Origin of the sequence: Thalassospira australica (assembly GCF_000763295.1) — a bacterium.
GTDB lineage: Bacteria > Pseudomonadota > Alphaproteobacteria > Rhodospirillales > Thalassospiraceae > Thalassospira > Thalassospira australica.
In genome coordinates, this window is record NZ_JRJE01000032.1 from 181,346 (window position 1) to 201,797 (window position 20,452).

Annotated in this window: 21 protein-coding genes and 1 tRNA gene; 7 read left to right on the forward strand and 15 right to left on the reverse strand. The window is 55.6% G+C overall.

Annotated features, from left to right (window positions below; genetic code table 11):
- Positions 1 to 137: 137 nt before the first annotated feature.
- The 4 genes from dnaA to mutM form a co-directional block, all read right to left on the reverse strand.
- Positions 138 to 1,700: a chromosomal replication initiator protein DnaA gene (gene dnaA / locus JF44_RS0116910; RefSeq protein WP_033070160.1), complete on the reverse strand. Its 1,563-nt coding sequence runs from the start codon at positions 1,698 to 1,700 to the stop codon at positions 138 to 140.
- A gap of 392 nt (positions 1,701 to 2,092) precedes the next feature.
- Positions 2,093 to 2,353, reverse strand: coding sequence for a 30S ribosomal protein S20 (gene rpsT, locus JF44_RS0116920; protein WP_033070162.1), 261 nt, complete (start codon positions 2,351 to 2,353; stop codon positions 2,093 to 2,095).
- Between the two features lie 176 nt (positions 2,354 to 2,529).
- Positions 2,530 to 3,306 carry an enoyl-CoA hydratase gene (locus tag JF44_RS0116925; protein WP_033070163.1) on the reverse strand — a complete coding sequence of 259 codons (777 nt, stop codon included), beginning with the start codon at positions 3,304 to 3,306 and terminating at the stop codon, positions 2,530 to 2,532.
- 280 nt (positions 3,307 to 3,586) lie between these two features.
- Complete coding sequence (gene mutM / locus JF44_RS0116930) at positions 3,587 to 4,426, reverse strand: bifunctional DNA-formamidopyrimidine glycosylase/DNA-(apurinic or apyrimidinic site) lyase (protein ID WP_033070164.1); 840 nt, start codon at positions 4,424 to 4,426, stop codon at positions 3,587 to 3,589.
- Between the two features lie 175 nt (positions 4,427 to 4,601).
- On the opposite strand from mutM, the gene JF44_RS0116935 reads away from it, so the two are divergent.
- Positions 4,602 to 5,405 carry a TSUP family transporter gene (locus tag JF44_RS0116935; protein ID WP_033070165.1) on the forward strand — a complete coding sequence of 268 codons (804 nt, stop codon included), beginning with the start codon at positions 4,602 to 4,604 and terminating at the stop codon, positions 5,403 to 5,405.
- Between the two features lie 68 nt (positions 5,406 to 5,473).
- On the opposite strand, the gene JF44_RS0116940 is transcribed toward JF44_RS0116935, so the two are convergent.
- The 8 genes from JF44_RS0116940 to aroA form a co-directional block, all read right to left on the reverse strand.
- Positions 5,474 to 6,682, reverse strand: coding sequence for an MFS transporter (locus JF44_RS0116940; protein WP_052066009.1), 1,209 nt, complete (start codon positions 6,680 to 6,682; stop codon positions 5,474 to 5,476).
- 231 nt (positions 6,683 to 6,913) lie between these two features.
- The gene (gene pyrF, locus JF44_RS0116945) at positions 6,914 to 7,636 is read right to left on the reverse strand and encodes an orotidine-5'-phosphate decarboxylase (RefSeq protein ID WP_033070615.1); all 723 of its coding nucleotides are present in this window, start codon (positions 7,634 to 7,636) and stop codon (positions 6,914 to 6,916) included.
- Positions 7,637 to 7,860: 224 nt separating this feature from the next.
- Positions 7,861 to 8,253, reverse strand: a complete 393-nt coding sequence (locus JF44_RS0116950; RefSeq protein ID WP_238318483.1) for a LapA family protein — start codon at positions 8,251 to 8,253, stop codon at positions 7,861 to 7,863.
- Between the two features lie 167 nt (positions 8,254 to 8,420).
- Positions 8,421 to 8,696, reverse strand: coding sequence for an integration host factor subunit beta (gene ihfB / locus JF44_RS0116955; RefSeq protein ID WP_028791807.1), 276 nt, complete (start codon positions 8,694 to 8,696; stop codon positions 8,421 to 8,423).
- Between the two features lie 71 nt (positions 8,697 to 8,767).
- Positions 8,768 to 9,691 (reverse strand): signal peptide peptidase SppA, encoded by a 924-nt coding sequence (gene sppA / locus JF44_RS0116960; protein WP_033070617.1) that lies wholly within the window; start codon positions 9,689 to 9,691, stop codon positions 8,768 to 8,770.
- 355 nt (positions 9,692 to 10,046) lie between these two features.
- On the reverse strand, positions 10,047 to 11,747 hold the full coding sequence (gene rpsA, locus JF44_RS0116965) for a 30S ribosomal protein S1 (protein ID WP_033070166.1): 1,701 nt from the start codon (positions 11,745 to 11,747) through the stop codon (positions 10,047 to 10,049).
- A 231-nt stretch (positions 11,748 to 11,978) separates the two neighbouring features.
- Positions 11,979 to 12,623 (reverse strand): (d)CMP kinase, encoded by a 645-nt coding sequence (cmk, locus tag JF44_RS0116970; protein WP_033070167.1) that lies wholly within the window; start codon positions 12,621 to 12,623, stop codon positions 11,979 to 11,981.
- Between the two features lie 60 nt (positions 12,624 to 12,683).
- Positions 12,684 to 14,027 (reverse strand): 3-phosphoshikimate 1-carboxyvinyltransferase, encoded by a 1,344-nt coding sequence (gene aroA / locus JF44_RS0116975; RefSeq protein ID WP_033070168.1) that lies wholly within the window; start codon positions 14,025 to 14,027, stop codon positions 12,684 to 12,686.
- Positions 14,028 to 14,168: 141 nt separating this feature from the next.
- On the opposite strand from aroA, the gene JF44_RS0116980 reads away from it, so the two are divergent.
- From JF44_RS0116980 to JF44_RS0116995, 4 genes are all read left to right on the forward strand, one after another.
- The gene (locus JF44_RS0116980) at positions 14,169 to 14,393 is read left to right on the forward strand and encodes a hypothetical protein (protein ID WP_033070169.1); all 225 of its coding nucleotides are present in this window, start codon (positions 14,169 to 14,171) and stop codon (positions 14,391 to 14,393) included.
- 14 nt (positions 14,394 to 14,407) lie between these two features.
- Complete coding sequence (locus tag JF44_RS0116985; RefSeq protein ID WP_033070170.1) at positions 14,408 to 14,713, forward strand: FYDLN acid domain-containing protein; 306 nt, start codon at positions 14,408 to 14,410, stop codon at positions 14,711 to 14,713.
- A 97-nt stretch (positions 14,714 to 14,810) separates the two neighbouring features.
- A tRNA-Ala gene (locus tag JF44_RS0116990) sits at positions 14,811 to 14,886 on the forward strand.
- 111 nt (positions 14,887 to 14,997) lie between these two features.
- Entirely contained in the window at positions 14,998 to 15,459 is a 462-nt protein-coding gene (locus JF44_RS0116995) for a YtoQ family protein (protein WP_033070171.1), read from the forward strand.
- 13 nt (positions 15,460 to 15,472) lie between these two features.
- Here the strand turns inward: JF44_RS0116995 and JF44_RS0117000 are convergent, their stop codons facing one another.
- From JF44_RS0117000 to JF44_RS0117010, 3 genes are all read right to left on the reverse strand, one after another.
- On the reverse strand, positions 15,473 to 16,642 hold the full coding sequence (locus tag JF44_RS0117000; protein WP_033070172.1) for a pyridoxal phosphate-dependent aminotransferase: 1,170 nt from the start codon (positions 16,640 to 16,642) through the stop codon (positions 15,473 to 15,475).
- Complete coding sequence (locus tag JF44_RS0117005; RefSeq protein WP_033070173.1) at positions 16,639 to 17,349, reverse strand: TetR/AcrR family transcriptional regulator; 711 nt, start codon at positions 17,347 to 17,349, stop codon at positions 16,639 to 16,641. Before JF44_RS0117005 ends, JF44_RS0117000 begins: the two co-directional genes overlap by 4 nt.
- Positions 17,350 to 17,462: 113 nt before the next feature.
- Complete coding sequence (locus JF44_RS0117010; protein WP_033070174.1) at positions 17,463 to 18,419, reverse strand: NAD(P)-dependent oxidoreductase; 957 nt, start codon at positions 18,417 to 18,419, stop codon at positions 17,463 to 17,465.
- 164 nt (positions 18,420 to 18,583) lie between these two features.
- Between JF44_RS0117010 and JF44_RS0117015 the strand changes: the two genes are divergently transcribed.
- Complete coding sequence (locus JF44_RS0117015) at positions 18,584 to 19,369, forward strand: class II aldolase/adducin family protein (protein ID WP_081944517.1); 786 nt, start codon at positions 18,584 to 18,586, stop codon at positions 19,367 to 19,369.
- 527 nt (positions 19,370 to 19,896) lie between these two features.
- On the forward strand, positions 19,897 to 20,187 hold the full coding sequence (locus JF44_RS0117025) for a hypothetical protein (RefSeq protein WP_156111715.1): 291 nt from the start codon (positions 19,897 to 19,899) through the stop codon (positions 20,185 to 20,187).
- Positions 20,188 to 20,452 lie beyond the last annotated feature (265 nt).

A 20,452-nucleotide genomic window follows, 5' to 3' on the forward strand; every position in this document is an offset into this window, starting at 1 on the left:
CGCCGCATACTGCGCGACTCGCAGTTTCGATGATATATTCCACGCGAAAAATCGACCAAATCCAAACGCAAAATCCGCCTGCAAAACAGGCGGATTCGACCCCAATTAAAATGCCTTAGGGTCAGAAAATAGGTCGATCAGCTTTCGAGCATACGGCGCAAAAGATCAATGTCCTCACACAGCGACGGATCGGTGCCATGCAGTTCTTCGATCTTGCGCACGGCATGCATGACCGTGGTGTGATCGCGCCCGCCAAACTTGCGGCCGATTTCCGGCAAGGAATGGGTGGTCAGCTGTTTGGACAGATACATCGCCACCTGACGCGGGCGGGCCACCGCACGGGCACGCCGCGCCGAATGCATGTCAGAGACCTTGATGTTGAAATGCTCGGCAACGCGTTTCTGGATTTCCTCGATCGACACCCGGCGTTCAGACGCACGCAGAACGTCATGGAGGACGTCCTGAACCATCTCAAGACCGATTTCACGCCCCACCAACTGGGCATGGGCAATCACGCGATTAAGCGCCCCTTCGAGTTCACGGACGTTTGCGGTGATCTTATGGGCAAGGAATTCCATGACACGCTGGGGCAGTTCCACACCTTGACGTTCGGCCTTGGATTCAAGGATGCCCAGGCGCAGCTCATAGGTGGTGGCATGGATATCAGCCACAAGCCCCGATCCCAGACGCGAACGCAGGCGTTCTTCGATGTCTTCAAGATCGGATGGTGACTTGTCCGCCGAGACAATGATCTGACGGCCCTGATCGACCAGCGCGTTAAAGGTGTGGAAGAATTCTTCCTGGGTCGAATCCTTGCCCGAGATGAACTGAACGTCATCGACCATCAGCACATCGACCGAACGGAACTGGTCCTTGAAATCGACCGTGTTCTTGTCACGCAGCGCCCGGATAAAGCGATACATGAATTTCTCGGCCGACAGGTAAATCACCGTGCGGTGGGGCTGGGTACGACGAATGTGCCAGGCGATAGAATGCATCAGGTGGGTTTTACCAAGCCCGACACCGCCATACAGAAACAGCGGATTGAACGGCACCGATTCGGCTTCGGCCAGACGGCGTGCCGCGGCATAGGCAAATTCGTTTGGCTTGCCCAAAACGAAATTATCAAAGGTGTAGCGCGGATCAAGGGCAGCAGAAATGCCATCGTCAGACATGCTGGCAATTGCGGTGCGGCCGGTTGCCTTTGACTGGCTTGGCGCACCTGTAACGGTGATGCCCTGAGCAGATCCGGAATTGGGTTTTGCATGGGTGGACGGCGCAGAAGACGCAGCCGCACCACCAGATCCATTTTGGCCGTTATGGCTGTTTTGACCGTTCCGGGCAGAAGATGTGCCAGATTGCGCACCGGAACCGGACACGATGTTGATTTCAACAAAATGCACATCGGCGTCTTCGGCGTGCCAGAAAGTCTGGATACGGTCGAGATAATGCTGGGTTACCCAATCGCGCATGGCACGGGTCGGCGCGCCCAAGCGCGCGACACCTGCTTCAACTGCGATCAGGGCAACCGGCTCCAGCCAATAGCGATAGGCCGTTGCGCCAAATTCGGCGCGCAGCTTTTCGCGGACGACTTGCCAGGTTGCAACCACATGATCGTCGAGTGCTGCCTGCTGGTCACCCGCAATCCCCCCGCCGGACTGTCCAAGTGCCGATTGTGTGTCCCTCACGGCGTGCTGCACTGTAAGAACCTTTCCCCGCTCATCCCAATTTCACTACCAACAAGATCGCAAAAGGCAAAATAATACTGTGTCGCGTTGATCACCACGGCGACCAACACGCTGGCCTTCCACAAGCTTGGGGAAGTGTACTCGCGCCTTTTGTTTTTTGGTTCTTCGTCATTGGCCGCTTTGCGCGCCCTTAGAAGTCCAAACACTGTAATGATGTGATCCACATCAGGCAAGGCGATCTTTAACAGAACGTTAAAAGGATTTCGCCACCAAAACGGTCCTTGTTTTCTGCGGTTTTTTGCACCCGCGCAACCAAAGAACAAAAGGTGATTCTGCGAAATCCGAGCAGCGAAAAGGCCGCACCAGAGGTGCGGCCTTCGACTCGCCATCCCATAAGGGATAAATTAAAGCGCGTTGATGCGTGCAGTCAGACGCGAAACCTTGCGAGCAGCGGTGTTCTTGTGCAGAACGCCAAGCTGTGCGCCACGCGCCATTTCCGGCTCGGCGATTTTCATCGCAGCCAGAGCAGCATCTTTGTCGCCAACGTTCAGCGCAGCTTCGACCTTCTTAACGTAGGTACGAATACGGCCGATACGTGCACCGTTAACTTCTGCACGGGCGGCGTTGCGGCGAATGCGCTTCTTGGCCGATTTATGGTGAGCCATTGCGAACCTGTCTCTTCAAACAAATGTTACGTAATTCGGAGCGCGGCTTATAGCGCCGAGCGAAACCCTCGTCAACCCCCGATACCGCCATTTTCAGCGGGTCAGGACTCTTTGTCACCGCAACCCGGCCATGCGTTGGCAGAATCAGAGGTCACACAAGACCATCGACCCCGCAATCAGCGGTGCTTGAAATCAGCCTTACGCTTCTCGGAGAAGGCTTTCATGCCTTCTGCGCGGTCTTCAAGCGCAAAGGTCGAATGGAACTCGCGACGCTCAAACATCAGACCTTCGGTCAGTGTCATCTCATAGGCCTTGTTGACCGATTCCTTGACCTTCATCGACACAGGGCCCGAGAAGGACGCGATCTTTTCGGCCAGTTGCAGGGCTTCATCAAGCAGCGAGTCGGCGGGAACGATTCGCGCCACCAGACCAGCACGTTCGGCTTCTTCGGCATCCATCATGCGACCGGTCAGGCACATTTCCATGGCCTTGGCCTTGCCCACTGCACGGGTCAGGCGTTGCGTGCCGCCAGCACCGGGGATGGTGCCGATGGTGATTTCAGGCTGACCGAACTTGGCGGTATCAGCGGCGATCATGATGTCGCACATCATGGCCATTTCACAACCACCGCCCAATGCGAATCCGCCAACTGCGGCAATGGTCGGCTTGCGGCAGCTTGCCACACGGGTCCAGCCCTTGGTGATGAAGTCGTTTTTATAGACATCCATATAGTCGTAATCGGCCATTTCCTTGATATCGGCACCGGCGGCAAAGGCCCGTTCCGATCCGGTAATGACGATCGCACGGATGTTGTCATCGGATTCGAAATCATCCAGGGCACCACCAATATCGGTGATCAGGGCCTCACATAGCGCATTCAGCGCCTTGGGGCGGTTAAGCGTGATCAGTCCGACATTGCCCTTTTTCTCGGCGATGATGTTTTCGTAAGACATGCTTGTAATCCTTTTATTCACTGTTCCCGCCCGAAGAACCCGAAACGCATTGCGCCAGAGTCGCTGGTGACGATGTCGGGCCGAATCGTCTGAAACCATATTTTGATACTGTTTTACCGATTTTAGTGCCACGCCGCAACCAAACCGGTCACAAACAGGGTAGTCTGACGTGGAAAAAATGTTGTCGCGCAGCGCTCTGCGGCCTTGTCCAATGCGGCACATCCGACACTTGCACTGCGCCCGACCGCATGCCTTTCCGAAGTACAGACCGAGTCGGCCCCTATTTCTGGCAGCTTGGGCAGAAGAAGGTTGACCGTCCGCCCTGAACGATGCGCCCAATTGTTGCATCACAGCCATCGGCGATACAGGCTTCGCCCTCCCGGCCATAGACACGGAAGTTATGTTGGAAATAGCCAAGCTCGCCATCGCTTTGGCGATAGTCCTTAAGGCTTGAGCCGCCTGCGGCAATGGCATCTTCCAGCACCAGACGGATTTCACGATAAAGCCGGTCAATTTCGCCCGCCTTCAGGTCCTTTGCCTGACGATCCGGTGCGATGCCGGACCGAAACAGGGCTTCGCAGACATAGATATTGCCAAGACCGGCCACCAGCTTCTGGTCAAGCAGCACGGTCTTGATCGGACTTGCCCGTTTGGCGATGCCGTCTGCCAGAACGGCGGCATTGAATGCATTGCCCAAGGGTTCCGGTCCGATGCCTGCCAACATTTTATGGGTGGCAACTTCGTCGGCGGCAATCAGGGTAATCACCCCAAACCGGCGCGGATCGTTAAACCGCACAACCGCACCGCCTTCCATAACGAAATCGACATGATCGTGTTTGGCCGGGTCGGGCACGGCAACAGTCGGGTCATTATGGATGGTCATGCGCCCGGACATGCCCAGATGAACAAGCAACACCTGCCCGTCATCCAGATATCCCAGAATATATTTGGCGCGACGCGTCAGCTGATTGATTTTGCGCCCGGCCATGCGATCAACGAATCCGTCGGGAAACGGGAAACGCAGGTTTTCGCGACGCTGCACCACATGGTCGACAATACGTCCTTCCATGACAGGTATCAGACCACGGGTGACTGTTTCGACCTCTGGCAATTCGGGCATATCTGGAACTCATACAAAGAATGATGTTTCACCTTGTAGAGCAGCCTGCGTGCATTTCAACGGCTTAAATTGATCTGACTGGACGTGCGCAGACAAAACCATATGATGTGCGCTGTTCTGACAGACCGCAGCGCCCCGAAACCTGCGGCCACGCCCTTTGAATGAAAGCCGCCCCATGGAATTTGGTTTTGATCTTTTAGCGATCCTGTTTGTCGTTGCGACCTTTGCCGGGTTTGTTGATGCAATTGCAGGCGGTGGTGGATTGATCACCATTCCAGCCCTGCTGTGGGCGGGAGTCACACCGGCACAGGCACTTGCGACCAACAAGCTGCAAGGCAGTTTTGGCAGTTTTAGCGCATCGCTTAGTTTCATTCGCAAGGGGCACGTTGATCCGCGTGACATGGTGCTGGCGATTGTTTTGACTTTTGCCGGATCAGCACTTGGCACGGTACTGGTTCAGATGCTTGATCCGGGCATTCTGATGACGATCCTGCCGGGGCTTTTGATCCTGATTGCGCTGTATTTCCTGTTTTCACCGCGTGTGGGCGATATTGATGCCCATCAGATGATTGGCAAGGCCACATTCGCCTTTACCGCAGGCTTTGGCATCGGGTTTTACGACGGGTTCTTTGGGCCGGGAACGGGATCGTTCTTTTCCATCGCCTTTGTCGCCCTGCTTGGGTTCAACATGACCAAGGCCACCGCCCATACCAAGGTTTTGAACTTCACATCGAACTTTGCATCGCTTGTGATGTTTATTGCCGGGGGCGAGGTCGTGTGGATGATCGGGTTTGTGATGGCTGCCGGGGCGCTTATTGGCGCACAGATCGGATCCCACATGGTGATGAAGGTCGGGGCGCGTCTGGTAAGGCCGCTTCTGGTCGTCACATCAATTGCCATTTCGATCAAACTGATCATTGATCAATATGGGTCGACCATCAGCCAGAGCTGGGACCAGATACGCCACTGGGTGAGCTGATTTGCAATCGGCCCTGCCCAATCAAAGAAAAACCCGTCAACCGAAAGGCTGGCGGGTTTTGTTTTCAATCAGGCGCTGGCCCCGTTTTCAACAAAGACTTCGTCGCGGCGATCGAGCAAGTGGCTCCAGATCGCAAACAGCAGGGCGAAAACAGCAATTGCTGCTCCAAGCCAGGGAATATGCTGATAGGACACGCCATGGGTAATCGCCATGCCGCCAAACCATGCGCCCCCGGCATTGCCAAGGTTAAACGCCCCCTGATTTAGGGTTGAGGCCAGATTGGGCGCATCGGAGGCTTCGTTGACCACGCGCATCTGAAGCGGGGATACCAGAGCAAAGGCAACCACCCCCCACAGCATCACCGTCACCACAGCCGGAATGACCGATGAGAGGGTTTCGGTAAAGACCGCAAGAATCGCAATCAGCATGACAAAGGCAAAGATGATGGCTGGCATCAAGCGCCAGTCACCCAGGCGCCCGCCAATATAGTTGCCGATGGTCAATCCAACCCCGAACAGCAACAGCACATAGGTCACCTGACGCGGGGTGATGCCGGTAATATCGGTCAGCATCGGCGTGATATAGGTAAAGACACTGAACATGCTGGCGGAAGCCAGAACACTGATCAGCATGGCAAACAGGACCTGCGCTTTTCCAAGCGATTTGGCTTCGAGCCAGAGACTGCCGGTTGAGGCCGCGATCTTGCGCGGCAAGGCGATATACAAAAAGACAGCCGCAAAAACACCAATCGCCACCACAGCCCAGAATGTCGAACGCCAGCCAAGTTCCTGACCAAGGGCCGTGCCGAACGGCACACCCAACACATTGGCCAATGTCAGGCCCGAAAACATCAAGGCAATCGCCTGCACCCGTTTATGGGGCGCGACAAGGTTTGAGGCCACCACGGCCCCCAACCCAAAGAAGGCCCCATGGCAGAAGGCGGTGACAACACGGGCGGCCATCAAAAGCCAGTAGTCAGGTGCGACCGCACACAGGAAGTTGCCCAGAATGAAGATCGACATCAGCAGCAACAAAGCCCGCCTGCGATCCATACGCGCGGTTGCAACGGCCAGAAACGGCGCACCAAAAGTCACACCCAGCGCATACCCGGTGACCAGCAACCCGGCATCGGGAATGCTCACACCCAGATCAAGCGCCACATCGGGCAAAAGCCCCATGATGACAAATTCGGTCGTGCCAATGCCAAAGGAAGCAAGGGCCAAGGCCAATATCGGCAGGTTCCCGAAGAAACCGGGGCGGGTGGCAGTTTGCGTCATGTCCGAAATATCCAGATAGGCCGTTGCCCGTGACGGTTATGGTGGCAACTACGTCCTGAGTTATGCAAATACGTTTTGTGCAAGTGCGAGATGGGTCATCATGCCCGAAAGATTGAAACGATTCAATTCTGATTGGATTTGCCGTGCGAAACCATCGCAAAATCCGCATGGCTGCATGCAGAGTTTTGGCCTAAGTGTGATTTGGGACGGGATAGAAATCGCGGATAGATATCAGGAAAGTTCGGCGACGATTTTCCTGGCTGCTGCAACCGGGTCATCTGCCTTGGTGATCGGGCGGCCGATCACAAGTACATCACTGCCCATCGCCACGGCATCGGCGGGGCTCACAATGCGTTTTTGATCGTCGCTGGTTGCCCAGACCGGGCGGATACCCGGCGTGATCAGCTTGAAATCCGGGCCAAGGGCCTTGCGCACCGGGGTAATTTCCCGGGCAGAGCAAACAACACCATCAAGACCCGCCTTTTGGGTTAGCTCGGCCAGTTTGACCACGCGGTCTTCGATCGGACCTTTGAGGCCGACATCATCAAGGTCGCCCTGATCCAGGCTGGTCAGGATGGTGACCGCAATCACCCATGGGACATCAACACCGGCTTTATCAGCCGCTTCACGGGCCGCATCACCGGCACGTTTCATCATATCCAACCCGCCTGCGGCATGAACATTGACGATCTTAAGACCCATCGGTGTCACGGCGCGAACGGCACCTGCGACCGTATTGGGAATGTCGTGATATTTGACATCAAGAAAGATCGGCATGCCGGCCTTGGCGACAGCGCGCACCCCCTGAGGCCCGTGGGCGGCGAAGAATTCCTTGCCAAGCTTGGCCCCGCCGATGACGCCCGAAAGGGTCGATGCCAAATCAATCGCATGATCAAGATCGGTGGTATCAATCGCACAGAAAATGCGGTCTTTGGCGGAAAGGGTCTGGGTCATGCGGTCCTCCATCAAGCTGGCAGTCGGCTGGTGATAGGTCAGGCCCACATCTGTCAGAATGCTGGAAATTTCCGGCGGCTGCGGACCGGACATGGATTAGCCGATTTAACAAGAAAGGCCAATGTCAAATCGGGCCAATCGTATGCAGACGGCATTGTCCCGTTCTTTGCCGCCACGAGGCCAGACAGCAAAAGGGCCCCGAAACGGAGCCCTTGGAATAGACTCTAACTATGGCCAATGGCCTTTTGATCGGCATTTGGGGTTGTCGGCGTTGTGTCATCTGTTTTGATGCGCTTAAGCTCGTTGTCCATACGCCGCGCTGCCCGACGGTGCTTTCCCTGAAGCAACCATTCGAAGGCAAAGCCGATGCCCAAGCCGATCAGCAGGGCGACCATGATGGGCAGGAACAGGGGCAGATCGACTTCAAACGGCAATGGCCAGAGTGAAAGCGTCACCGGTGCCCGGTTGGAGACAGCAAAAACCGCAATCAATACGGCAAGCGGAATGGAAATAATCCAGTAAAGGAAGCGCATTCTTAGCTCCTTGTGCCAGACCGTCAGCGCCGCACCGGCAAAGCGGACGGCGTCAGGATCGGACAGCAGGTCACATTTGATCATCTGTCTGTGCAGTATGGGGCAAGAAGCGGGCAAAAGCCAAGCCGTCCGTGACACTTTAGGTCAGGCCCCCAACGCGTCACCGCCAAACTGCGAGCACACCTGACCAAAACCGGGGATCATGGCAACGCCAAACCCCTGGCATCAATCAGTAATTTACCAGACGGGAATTAATTCAAACGCTCGCGGAGCTGTTTGCCAGTCTTGAAATAGGGAACCTTTTTCTCGCCGACGGGGACGGCATCCCCGGTGCGCGGGTTGCGTCCGACCCGGGCATCGCGGTGCTTGACGGAAAATGCCCCAAAACCGCGAAGTTCGACCCGATCACCGCGCGCAAGCGCATCGGTAATTTCGTCAAAGATCGTTGCGACAATCCGTTCGACGTCTCGCTGATAAAGATGCGGGTTCATCTCGGCAAGGCGGGCAATCAGTTCAGATTTTGTCATTTCCAGGCCCCATCCTGTTCGTGCTGACAGTCTTACTCAACCGCGGATTCAGATATACTCTTGGGTAACTCTCACTCAGGTTGCCAGACCGCCAGCAAACCGTCAAGTTTAAGCCCCTCAGATGACAGCACTTTTCCAAGGTTTCCCTCAAGAAGGGCCGTCATCAGATCGTCTTCCGGGTACTCGATTTCAAGCGGTACAACCTCCGCTTCCGGCGTGATACCGGCTTCTTCTTCAAGCCAGCTCAAGGCTTCACGACGGCCTCCAATTTCATCAATCAACCCGTTGGCAACGGCCTGCTGTCCGGTATAGACGCGGCCATCTGCAAGGCTGCGAACCGTATCCACCGGCAAGTCACGGCGATCTGCAACCATGCCAACAAACACTTCAAACATGTCCGAAATCAGGCCCTGCATGGCCGATTTTGCAGCAGCATCAACAGGTTCGAACGGATTGGGTGCTGCTTTGAGCGGGCCGCTTTTGACCGTCATCGGTTCAACACCAAGCTTTTCAAGCGTTCCGGTGAAATTCATCGACTGGAAAATCACCCCGATAGAGCCGGTAATGGTCCCTCGGCGCGCAACGATATGATCCGCCGCAATCGCGGTCATATAGCCGCCCGATGCAGCAACCGTGCCCATTTCCGCAACAATCGGGCGGGTTTCACCGATGCGGCGCAGCGCCTCATAGAGGGTTTCACCACCGACCATGGTGCCACCGGGGCTGTTGATATGAACAATCACACCGACCACGTCGCTGTCTTCTTCAATCGCACTGAGCGCATCGAGAAGATAGGGGTCTTCGGCAATCACGCCTTCGATGGTGATTTCAACAATCTTCGGGCCAAGGGTGCCCATGACACTGTCTTTGACGGCTGTCCCCGACAATCCGATGACAATCACGGCCAGTACAGCAACCACTGCCACCACGCGCCAGCGGAAGATGGATTTCTTCAAACGGCGTCGATCAAGCAGAATATCGGCATCAAGCGCCATCAGGGTGCCCCGGTTATAAAGATCAATCAAACACTTAGGGGAATGCTACCCCTTAAACCTGTCTCTTCAAATGGTTTTTCTCAGCCCCGAAGGCAAGAACAAAAACCGTTTAAAATCAAAATTTTCGCGAAAAACACCGATATTGGTGCATCGAATGGAACAATCAGGTCAATTACACGGATAATATTAAACCCCCGCGATCCTGTTGCATGTCATTTCCCTACAAGCTGAACCACTTATCCTGCCGCGTGGCTAACCACCGCGAAGGTAATTGGGCAAAAGAAAACGGGCCGCGCAATGCGCGACCCGTTTCTGTGACCTGCGAAAGCGCAGATCAAACTTTGGACAAGGAGGCTTATTCGCCGCCCTGTTTTTTGCGAAGTGCTTCGCCGAGGATATCGCCGAGCGATGCACCGCTGTCTGCCGAACCGTAATCCGCCATTGCTTTCTTCTCGTCAGCAACTTCAAGAGCTTTGACCGAGAGGGAAACTTTACGGGTTTTGGAATCGATCGCGGTAACACGTGCGTCGACTTTTTCACCAACTGCAAAGCGTTCCGGACGCTGTTCAGAACGCTCGCGCGCCAGCTCAGCTTTACGGATGAAGCCTTTCAGTTCGGTGTCGCCAACGGAAACCTCGATGCCACCGTCGTTAACTTCGGTAACTTCACAGGTGACAGCTTCGCCACGTTTGATGCCGGTGACAGCTTCTTTGAACGGATCGCCGGAAAGCTGTTTGATGCCGAGCGAGATGCGTTCTTTTTCAACGTCAACGTCAAGAACCTTGGCTTTGACGATGTCACCTTTTTTGTATTCCTTGATGACTTCTTCACCAGCGCGGTCCCATGACAGGTCCGAGAGGTGAGCCATGCCGTCGATACCGCCCAGAAGGCCAATGAACAGACCGAATTCGGTGATGTTCTTGACTTCGCCTTCGATCTCGGACTCGACCGGGTGAGATGCAAGGAATGCGTCCCACGGGTTCGAGGTGCACTGCTTGAGACCAAGCGAGATACGGCGTTTCTGTGCATCGACGTCGAGCACCATGACTTCGACTTCCTGCGAGGTCGAAACGATTTTGCCCGGGTGGATGTTTTTCTTGGTCCAGGACATTTCCGAAACGTGGACCAGGCCTTCGACACCAGCTTCGAGTTCGACGAATGCGCCGTAATCGGTGATGTTGGTGACACGACCTTCGAATTTCGAACCGACCGGGTATTTGGCTTCGACACCTTCCCACGGATCAGCTTCAAGCTGCTTCATGCCAAGCGAGATACGCTGGGTTTCGCTGTTGAAGCGGATGACCTGAACTTTAACAGTCTGGCCGATCTGAAGGGCTTCGGACGGATGGTTGATACGTTTCCAGGCAATGTCGGTAACGTGCAGCAGGCCATCAACGCCACCAAGATCGACGAATGCGCCGTAATCGGTGATGTTTTTGACAACGCCGTCAAGAACCTGACCTTCCTGAAGGTTCTGGATCAGTTCAGCACGCTGTTCTGCACGGGTTTCTTCGAGAACCGCACGACGGGAAACCACGATGTTACCGCGCGAACGATCCATTTTCAGGATCTGGAACGGCTGCGGGTTGTTCATCAGCGGGGTCACGTCACGTACCGGACGGATATCAACCTGGCTGCCCGGAAGGAACGCAACTGCGCCCGACAGGTCAACGGTGAAGCCGCCTTTAACACGACCAAAGATGGTGCCGTCTACGCGTTTGCCATCGGAGAACTGTTTTTCCAGCTCAACCCATGCTTCTTCGCGGCGCGCTTTTTCGCGCGACAGTACGATCAGGCCATCCTTGTTTTCATAACGGTCGACATAAACATCAACGGTATCGCCAATGTTTACTTCGCCGGTACCAAATTCTTTAAGCGGAACGCGACCTTCGGATTTGAGGCCGACATCGACGATGGCATCATCGTCGGTTTTTTTAACGACCGAACCGGTCATTACGCGGCCAACAAAACCTTCGTCTTCAGAACCAAGGGTTTCGGCCAACAGGGCGGCAAAATCTTCGCCAGTCGAGAATTGTGCTTCTTCAGCGGTGGTCATAAACCAGACTTCCTTTCGAGTATCGTCACTATATTCTGGCCAACCGGTTGTGTCCGGTGGTCTTTGCCGCAAAATCGCGGCGATGTGTCATTCACTGTTCAAGCCCGAACGCATGTAAAGGCGACCCTTCCATACGCGAAAAGGTGAACGCACATGTCGTTCACCTTAGGGACAGGTCAAAGACCGGTACCTCGGGATCGTTCAACGCCTGACGGTTAAAACGCCCTTTGATCAGTCATCCGCGCCCATATGGGTGTGGATATGTGCCATGACGGCATCGAACACTGCGTTGGCATTCAGACGGTCCGTATCAATGTGGATTGCGTCTTCTGCCATCTTGAGCGGTGCGACATCGCGTGCACTGTCTCGGGCATCCCGTTCTTCAAGCTCTTTAAGAACGCGCTCGTATATAGCAGCGGGATTTTTTTCCTGCAACTGTTTGAACCGACGGTTTGCACGTTCTTCGACACTTGCGGTCAGGTAAAACTTGATCGGGGCGTCCGGACAGACCACCGTTCCGATGTCACGACCATCAAGAACCGCCCCACGCTTACCGCCTGGCGGGGTGGTGGCAAGGCTGCGCTGAAAATCAAGCAACACCTCGCGAACCTTTGGAATCGCTGCAACTTTTGAGGCCGCCGTACCGACGTCTTCGCTGCGAAGTGCCTCGCCGACAAGATCATCAGCACCAAGATTTTCCGCCGCCGCAACAGCAGCAGCTTCATTTGCGGGATCTGCATTTTCGGCCAGAACTTTCGCACCGGTGGCACGATACAACAGGCCGGTATCAAGATAGGCATAGTCCATTGCGTCCGCGACTCGACGCGCCAAAGTCCCCTTGCCGGACGCAGCCGGCCCATCAATGGCGATGATCATATGCAGCTCTCCCTGTTTATATATCTGGCTTGGTCGTGCTTTATATATTGGGGTGACGGATCAGGAATGCAGGGCCAATTTTGCGCCCATATCCCCCATCAGTGTTTCAAAGTTCGGGAAACTGGTGGCAATCGGGTTGGCATCATCCACCGCAACCGGCTTTTCCGCCCCCAATCCCAAAACCAGGAACGACATGGCAATACGGTGATCCAGATGGGTTTCCACCATGCCACCCCCGGGCACCACACCACCGGTCACAATCAGATCATCGCCTTCGATGCGATGGATCACGCCATTGGCTTCAAGACCAGCAGCCACCGCCGCCAGACGATCCGATTCCTTCACGCGCAATTCTTCAAGATCGCACATGCGTGTTTCACCCTCGGCATAGGCCGCAGCCACGGCAAGTACCGGATATTCATCAATCATCGATGGTGCGCGTTCGGCCGGAACGACAATGCCCTTAAGGCGGTTCTTGCCGGTTACGACCAGATCGCCGATGGTTTCACCGGCTTCTTCGCGTTCGTTGGTAATCGTGATGTCACCGCCCATCTCAATCAGGGTGGTGATCAAACCGGTGCGCAGCGGGTTCAGACAAACATCGCGAATGGTCACGTTTGACCCCGGATTGATCAGGGCCGCCACCATGGGGAATGCCGCCGAACTGGGATCGGTCGGAACCACAATGTCCGCCGCCTTCATTTCGACCGGACCGGTCAGGCTGACGGTGCGCCCACCATCGTCATTAACCGCAACATCCACATCAACACCAAAGTGACGCAGCATCCGTTCGGTGTGGTCGCGCGACGGTTTGGGTTCAATCACCGTGGTGGTGCCGGTGGTATTCAGGCCCGCAAGCATGACGGCCGATTTCACCTGGGCAGAGGCCATCGGCAGGGTATAGGTCACGGGCTTTGCTTCATCCGTACCAATCACCGCCATCGGCGGGCGGCCGCGATCGCGCGTGATGAACTGGGCGCCAAATTCGGACAACGGATCGGCCACACGGCCCATCGGGCGTTTGCACAGCGATGCGTCGCCTGTGAAAAACGTCGTGATCGGATGGGTGGCAACGATGCCCGCCATCAGACGAATGCCGGTCCCGGCATTGCCCATATCAATCACGCTATCGGGTTCGCGAAGCGCCCCGACACCAACGCCGGTGACATGCCAGGTGCCGTCTTCATCACGGGTAACGGTGGCGCCGAGTTTGCGCATGGCATCCGCGGTTGCCAGAACATCTTCGCCTTCGAGCAGGCCGGTGACCTTGGTCGTGCCGATTGCCAGACCACCAAACATCAGGGAGCGATGGGAAATTGATTTGTCACCCGGAACCCGGATATCGCCCGTAAGCGGCCCGGCCTTGGCCGAGGACAGCGGGCGTTTGGTCAGCGAAGAACTCATTCGGTCATACCTGTCAGTAACTGTTTTGCCATCTTGGGTCAGGACCCAACAAAAGCCTGATTGAAAACGTGGTGCGGTGCAGCCTTGTTTCAGGCGCTCGGCCACCGTTCAATCAGGGGATCAATGCTCTAGCACAAGCGGTTGGCACGCACCAGCATCGAACCCGATTTCGGGCCCGATTTTTGGTATGGGAATTTGGCGCAATGTGCGGCAGATTTATGGAACTGGGCTGCCAGCGAAAAAAACGATCAATTTCCTTTTGACAAGGTGCCCGCAAGATGGCAATTGGGCCTTTCAGACAAGACGCTGTGTGCAGCCTTGCTGCGCTTCGCGACATACAGTCCCTTCGATGATAACGGTAATTAAGAGGATTTGCCGTAATGTCAGCACGCGGTAAGAAACGTCACTGCCTCGCTTGTGATACCAAGTATTATGACCTGAACCGAACCCCGGTTATCTGCCCGAAATGCGCCACACCAGATGGCGCGACAAAGGTCAAGAAATCCGCGGTTGCAAAACCGGCACCAGAAGAAGACGAAGACGTCGATGACGTCAATGATCTTGAAGATGATGTCGATGGCGATATCGACGACGATATTCTCGAGGACGCCTCTGATCTTGGCGAAGACGACGATGATCTTGGCGAAGTCTTTGAACACGTCGAAGCAGACGACGACGATCGCTAAGAAATTTTGAAAAAGGGTCTTGCCAACATTTGGCGAACCTTCTAAATATGCGCCGCGCCGCAGAGGCTTTAAAATTCTTCTGCGACGCGGACAAAGTGGGGCCGTAGCTCAGTTGGGAGAGCGCTACAATGGCATTGTAGAGGTCGTCAGTTCGATCCTGATCGGCTCCACCATTCAAAACCCGTTGCCTTTGGCGACGGGTTTTGTCGTTTTGGGGTCTTGCTTGACATCCCCTTGCCCATCCCCGAAGACTGCCGCCCAGTAAATCCAACTGGGAGAAGACCATGAGCAAGGTTTGGACCGTCTATTTGTCGGGCGAAATTCACAGTGACTGGCGCGAGCGTATTGAAACGGGTGTGAAAGAAGCAGGCCTTCCGGTCGAACTGGTCGCCCCAATCACCGTGCATGAAGATTCTGATGATTGCGGCGTTGCTGTTTTTGGTGCTGAAGAAAACAAATTCTGGCATGACCGCAAGGGCGCGCAGCTTAACGCCATGCGCACCCAGACCTTGCTGTCACAGTCCGATCTTGCCGTGATTCGCTTTGGCGAGAAATACAAGCAGTGGAATGCTGCCTTTGATGCCGGTCAGGCCGCCGCCCTTGGCATCCCGTATATTACGTTGCACCCGACCGAGCATGACCATGCGCTGAAGGAAGTCGACGGTGCGGCCAATGGTGTGGCGCGCGAACCCGAACAGGTGGTTGCGGCACTGGCCTATATCATCCGGGGTGATATGCCCAAATAGGCCCCAAAAGCGTCTATGCCTTTGCCTCGGCAAAGGCACGGATGCGTTTGATGGCTTCGCGAAGGTCTTCGTCGGGGACGGTCAATGCCACGCGGATCAGGTTTTTGGCGTTTTCACCGAAGGATGCGCCGGGCATGACCGCGACGTCTTGTTCGTCCAAAAGCCCCCAGGCGAAATCTTCGCCGTTCATCCCGGTCGCCCCGACATCGATCATGGCAAACATGCCGCCTGATACCTTGCCGGTTTTAAGGGCCGTGCACCCGGCAAGCTCGGTCTCGATCAGATCGACACGCGCGGCGTAGCTTTTGCACATGCGTTTTGCCGTATCCAAATTGCCGCGCAGTGCAACCTCGGTCGCATCGGCAATGAAGGGCTGATTGCCAAACAGGATGGTTTCGGAAATCGGCAACACCTTGGTGCAAAGCTCTTCTGGCCCGACCGCCCAGCCACTGCGAAAGCCGGTGGCGGCAAAGGTTTTGGAGATTGACGAGACAACAATGGTCCGGTCACGCAGTTCTTCGATTTCAAGCGGGGATGCAAAACTGCCCTCGAACACCAGATCCTCGTAAACCTCGTCACAGACAATCCACAAATCATGTTCGGTGGCGATTTTGCCAAATTCCGCAAGCGTTTTGCGATCAAGTAGCGCGCCTGATGGGTTGTGCGGGGTGTTGAGCAACAGAACCCGGCTGTCCTTGGTGACGGATGCGCGCAGGTCACCCGGCTGCATGATAAAGCCGTGTTCGATCCCAAGGGGCACGGCCTGCAGCACCGCACCGGATGCGCGGATCACACCGGCATAGGTGGCGTAATAGGGATCCCCAACCAGAACGCCCTCGCCCGCATCAACCAAAGCGGTGATGACGGTATAAAGCGCAGTTTGCGTGCCGGGGAAACACAGGATGTTTTCCGGGGTGATATCGGGCCAGACGGGTTTGTATTTATCCACAAGCGCATCAAGCAGGCCGACCTCGCCCCGGCCATTGGAATAATGGGTGCGGCCACGGCGCATGGAAGCTTCGCAGGCGTCAATCAATGCCGGATCGACGGGAATGTCGGGCTCGCCAATCGTCAGCTCGATGATCGATGCCCCCTGGGCTTCGCGGTCCCGTGCGGCGTTGTGAACAGCCCATTTTGCCCCGCCAAGTTCGGCAAGACGGTCGGTAATCCTGGCATATCTCATGATGCTTTGCTTTTTTGTTCGGGTTGTTCGAGTTGTTTGGAGCGTTGCAGGGGTTGCTGCAAGGTGCCTTGCGGATCAGCAAGCACACCAGCCGGCAGCCCCAAAAGACGTTCTGCCGATGTAATGACCAGATCGGGCAGGATATCGCGGGCATAAAGCCCGGAATTCAGGGCACCTTCCATCCACAGGCCATCGACCAGACCATTGAGCGCAATCGCATGGTTTTTGCAGATCGCGACACTGTGCGGGCAGCCATGACGGATCAGAACCGGCTCGATCAGGGTTTCAAGCACAGACAGAAATTCGCGGTAACCGTCACGATGAATTTCGGCAAAGCCCGGATCATGGCGCACACGCCCGATGAAGGTCGCCCACAGCGATACGGTTTCTTCGGCCATGTTGGGCATTGTCATATTGGCGCGCAGAAAGCGCGAGAGCTGTGTTTCCGGCGATCCTTCGCCGCGGTTTGCGCTTTCACTGGCCTGGGCGGTGAGCTGCCCGACAAGATAGGCATAGGCATTGCGGATCATTTCATCCTTGCTGCCAAAATAATGGCGCACCAACCCGACGGTGACCCCGGCCTCCTCGGTGATGCGGCGCACTGATGCCCCATGCAGTCCGTGACGCGCCACACAGCTAAGCGTCGCCTCCATCAAACTGCGGCGGCGATCATCAAGTGATAGGCGCTGGAATGTTTTTCTGCTCATCCCCGGTTCCCGACTGACTGGCGAAGGTGCTCAAAGCACATTGTTATACAATTGAATAATTTATCAGCTTGATCAAGCCCTGCGTATAGCAAAGCCTGATCGGTGAGTGCACATCAGTATCCTTGTGCCGGGTTTACAGCCAGACTGAGCGGCGTGCCCGCCAGCAACTCACGGGCCGATTGCAGGGCCTGTTCGGCAACGACGGCGGGTGTCGTATCACTGGCGACATGCGGGGTGATGCGCAGGCGCGGATCGCGCCAGAATGGATGATCCGATGGCAAGGGTTCTTCGCGAAAGACATCAAGTGTCGCCCCGCTGAGCTGCCCGCTTTCAAGGGCTGCGACAAAGTCGGCCTCTGCCAGATGTTCGCCGCGCCCGATCTGGATAAGCCAGGCCCCCTTGGCCAACCTGGCAAAAAGATCGGCGTTCAGAACATCTTCGGTTTGGGCGGTTAACGGCAGGGTGTTGATCACAACATTCATGTCGGTAGCGGCCTTGATCACCGAGTCGTCCCCGGAAAAGTAACGGACCCCGCTGATTTGATCCTTTGGGGGGCGGCGGCAGGCGACAGAAACGCAAAAGCCGGTTTCAACCAGCGCCCGGACAATCACAGCCCCCATCGACCCATGGCCAAATACCGCGACCTTAAGCGCGCTGGGCGGGCGGATCGGCGGTGGCGCCCATTGTGCCTGTGCCTGATTTTGCTGCATTTGGGCAAAGCCGCGTTCAAAATGAACGACTTCATGCACAGCATAGCCCGCCATCAGATGTGCCTGATGGGGATCGCGCACCCGGCAGATCGCAACACCTTCGTGCAAACCGGGATGTCCGAGCAAATCATCAACACCAGCCCCAACAGACATCGCCATTTCAAGATTGGGATAGGGGGCAAAGGCGGCAGGTCCGGGCAACCAGCAAACTGCAAACCGGATGGCATCGAGATCGGTGACTTCATCAGGATTAAGCAGGCAGACATCCGGCGCCTTTTCACCGAAATCAAGGGCGTAATAGGACTTGAGATCCATCGTTTCGCTTAGGAGCACACCGTAAATCGGTCCTGCGGTCGTCATATATCAAAATCCCCTGCAAAGTCGTGTGCCTGCACGCGTCACCGCCCTGTTCAAAGGCGATTTTCGCCCGAAAGGACAAGAAAGTTTGCGCTTTGGTTCCTTCCTCAGTTAAACAAGTGTATATCAAAGAGTAAAGCCGTTTGATCTGAGCAATGGAGACCGGGATGCATATCGCAACACAGAATGACGCCAAGGCAACCGCCAAAACGGGCGGCATGAGCGATGCCGAAAAGCAGTGCCGCATTGAGCTTGCCGCCTGCTACCGGTTGGCAGCCCATTACAAGATGACCGATACGATCTATACCCATATTTCCGCCCAGGTGCCCGGAGAACCGGGGCATTTCCTGATCAATCCCTATGGGCTGATGTGGGAAGAAATCACGGCGTCTTCACTGGTCAAGATTGATGTTGATGGCAACAAGGTCGAAGAAACGCCCTATCGCGTGAACCCGGCGGGCTTTACCATTCACAGTGCTGTGCATATGGGGCACCACGATGCAGCCTGGGTGATGCATACCCATACACGATCCGGATTTGCGGTTTCCTGCCTTGAAGAAGGCCTGATGCCGCTTAACCAGATTGCACTGCAGTATTACGGGCAGATTGGCTATCACGACTATGAGGGCATTGCGCTTGATCTTGCGGAACGCGAGAGAATCGTTGCAGCACTTGGCAACAATATCGCCCTGATCCTGCGCAATCATGGACTATTGACGGTTGGCGCGACGGCCGGACAGATGTTTTCCAACATGTTCTATCTTAACCGGGCCTGTGAAATTCAGGAATCGACCCTTGCCATGGGCCGCCCGCTTCGGGCGATTGATGATGCCGTGATTAAACGGGTGTCTGAACAGTTCAGCCAGATGGCCTATGACGATGGTGACATCGAACTGGAATGGGATGCACAAATGCGTCTTGCTGACCGGCTGGACCCGGGGTTCCGCGACTAGGGCCCGGACCCTGAATAGCCTGTCGTTGCCGACAGGGCGGACACAGGATTTATTGCGCAATTCAAAGCCTTTAGAACGCCGTCGGAATTTACGAACGGCGACGCAGGATGTCCGTGATTAATTTTTAATCTTTTGTGACAGTTGCGCAAAATATAATCAAATCCGTCCTTGACACCCTCCCGGTGACTGCTACCATCAAGTTCAATATGGTCACACCGGATGAATTTCCGGTTGGTTTTGGTCGGGGTTTGGTGACGGTCACATCGGATGATGTCAGCGCCCAACCTGTTGAAACGCAATATCCTGTGCTGTTGTGTGACAGTCCGGGTGCGGTGAAAACATCACGACCAAAACGGGTTGATTGCCAAGATCAGCCCTTCTGACCCACCCAGTTGGCAGAGCCGGTTTGTCACAGGACTTTCTGCCCCGCCCAAGCGACAGTGTCGCGGTGGCCTTATGCTGGGATCACGCAATGGTCGAAAGTGTTTCTGTTGGCTTGCCTGCTTGCGGGCTTGGGGGAACACGTCATGCTTTGGCATATCTTTACCGTTCCCGACGGTGTGTCAAAGATCCTGCTCGCCAGACAAGGAGAAGACGACATGCAAGTATCGAACACAATTGACTGTAACGGTCTGTCCCCGGCCCCGACCCTTCTGCGGATCATGCAGGCGCTGGTTGGACGGGATGACTGCGGCGCACCGTTGAATGTTCTGGTCGGTTCTGACTGCAATTGTGATCGTCTGGCTGCCTCGCTTGGTCCACTGGCCGGAGACGTCCAACTGTCGCACAACATTCGGCAATTTGCGTCAATCAATTAAGCAGGACGACCACGCGCCTGCACGAGCACCAAGATGCCAGCCGTTTCCCATCCCGAGTGTTGCTTGGTATTTCGTCGCCTTCACCCGTTAGCGACCAAAGCAAAATAAAAATGCTGCGCATTGGCACAGGACGACAGGTCATTGCCGTCGATCATAACGCCCGCCGCCTTAAGGGCCACAATAAAGAACGTCACGCCAGCGCGCCCAAAGCGTCCCGGGGTCGTTTGGTGGATGTGACGTGATCCTGCCGCGTCCCGCGACCGGC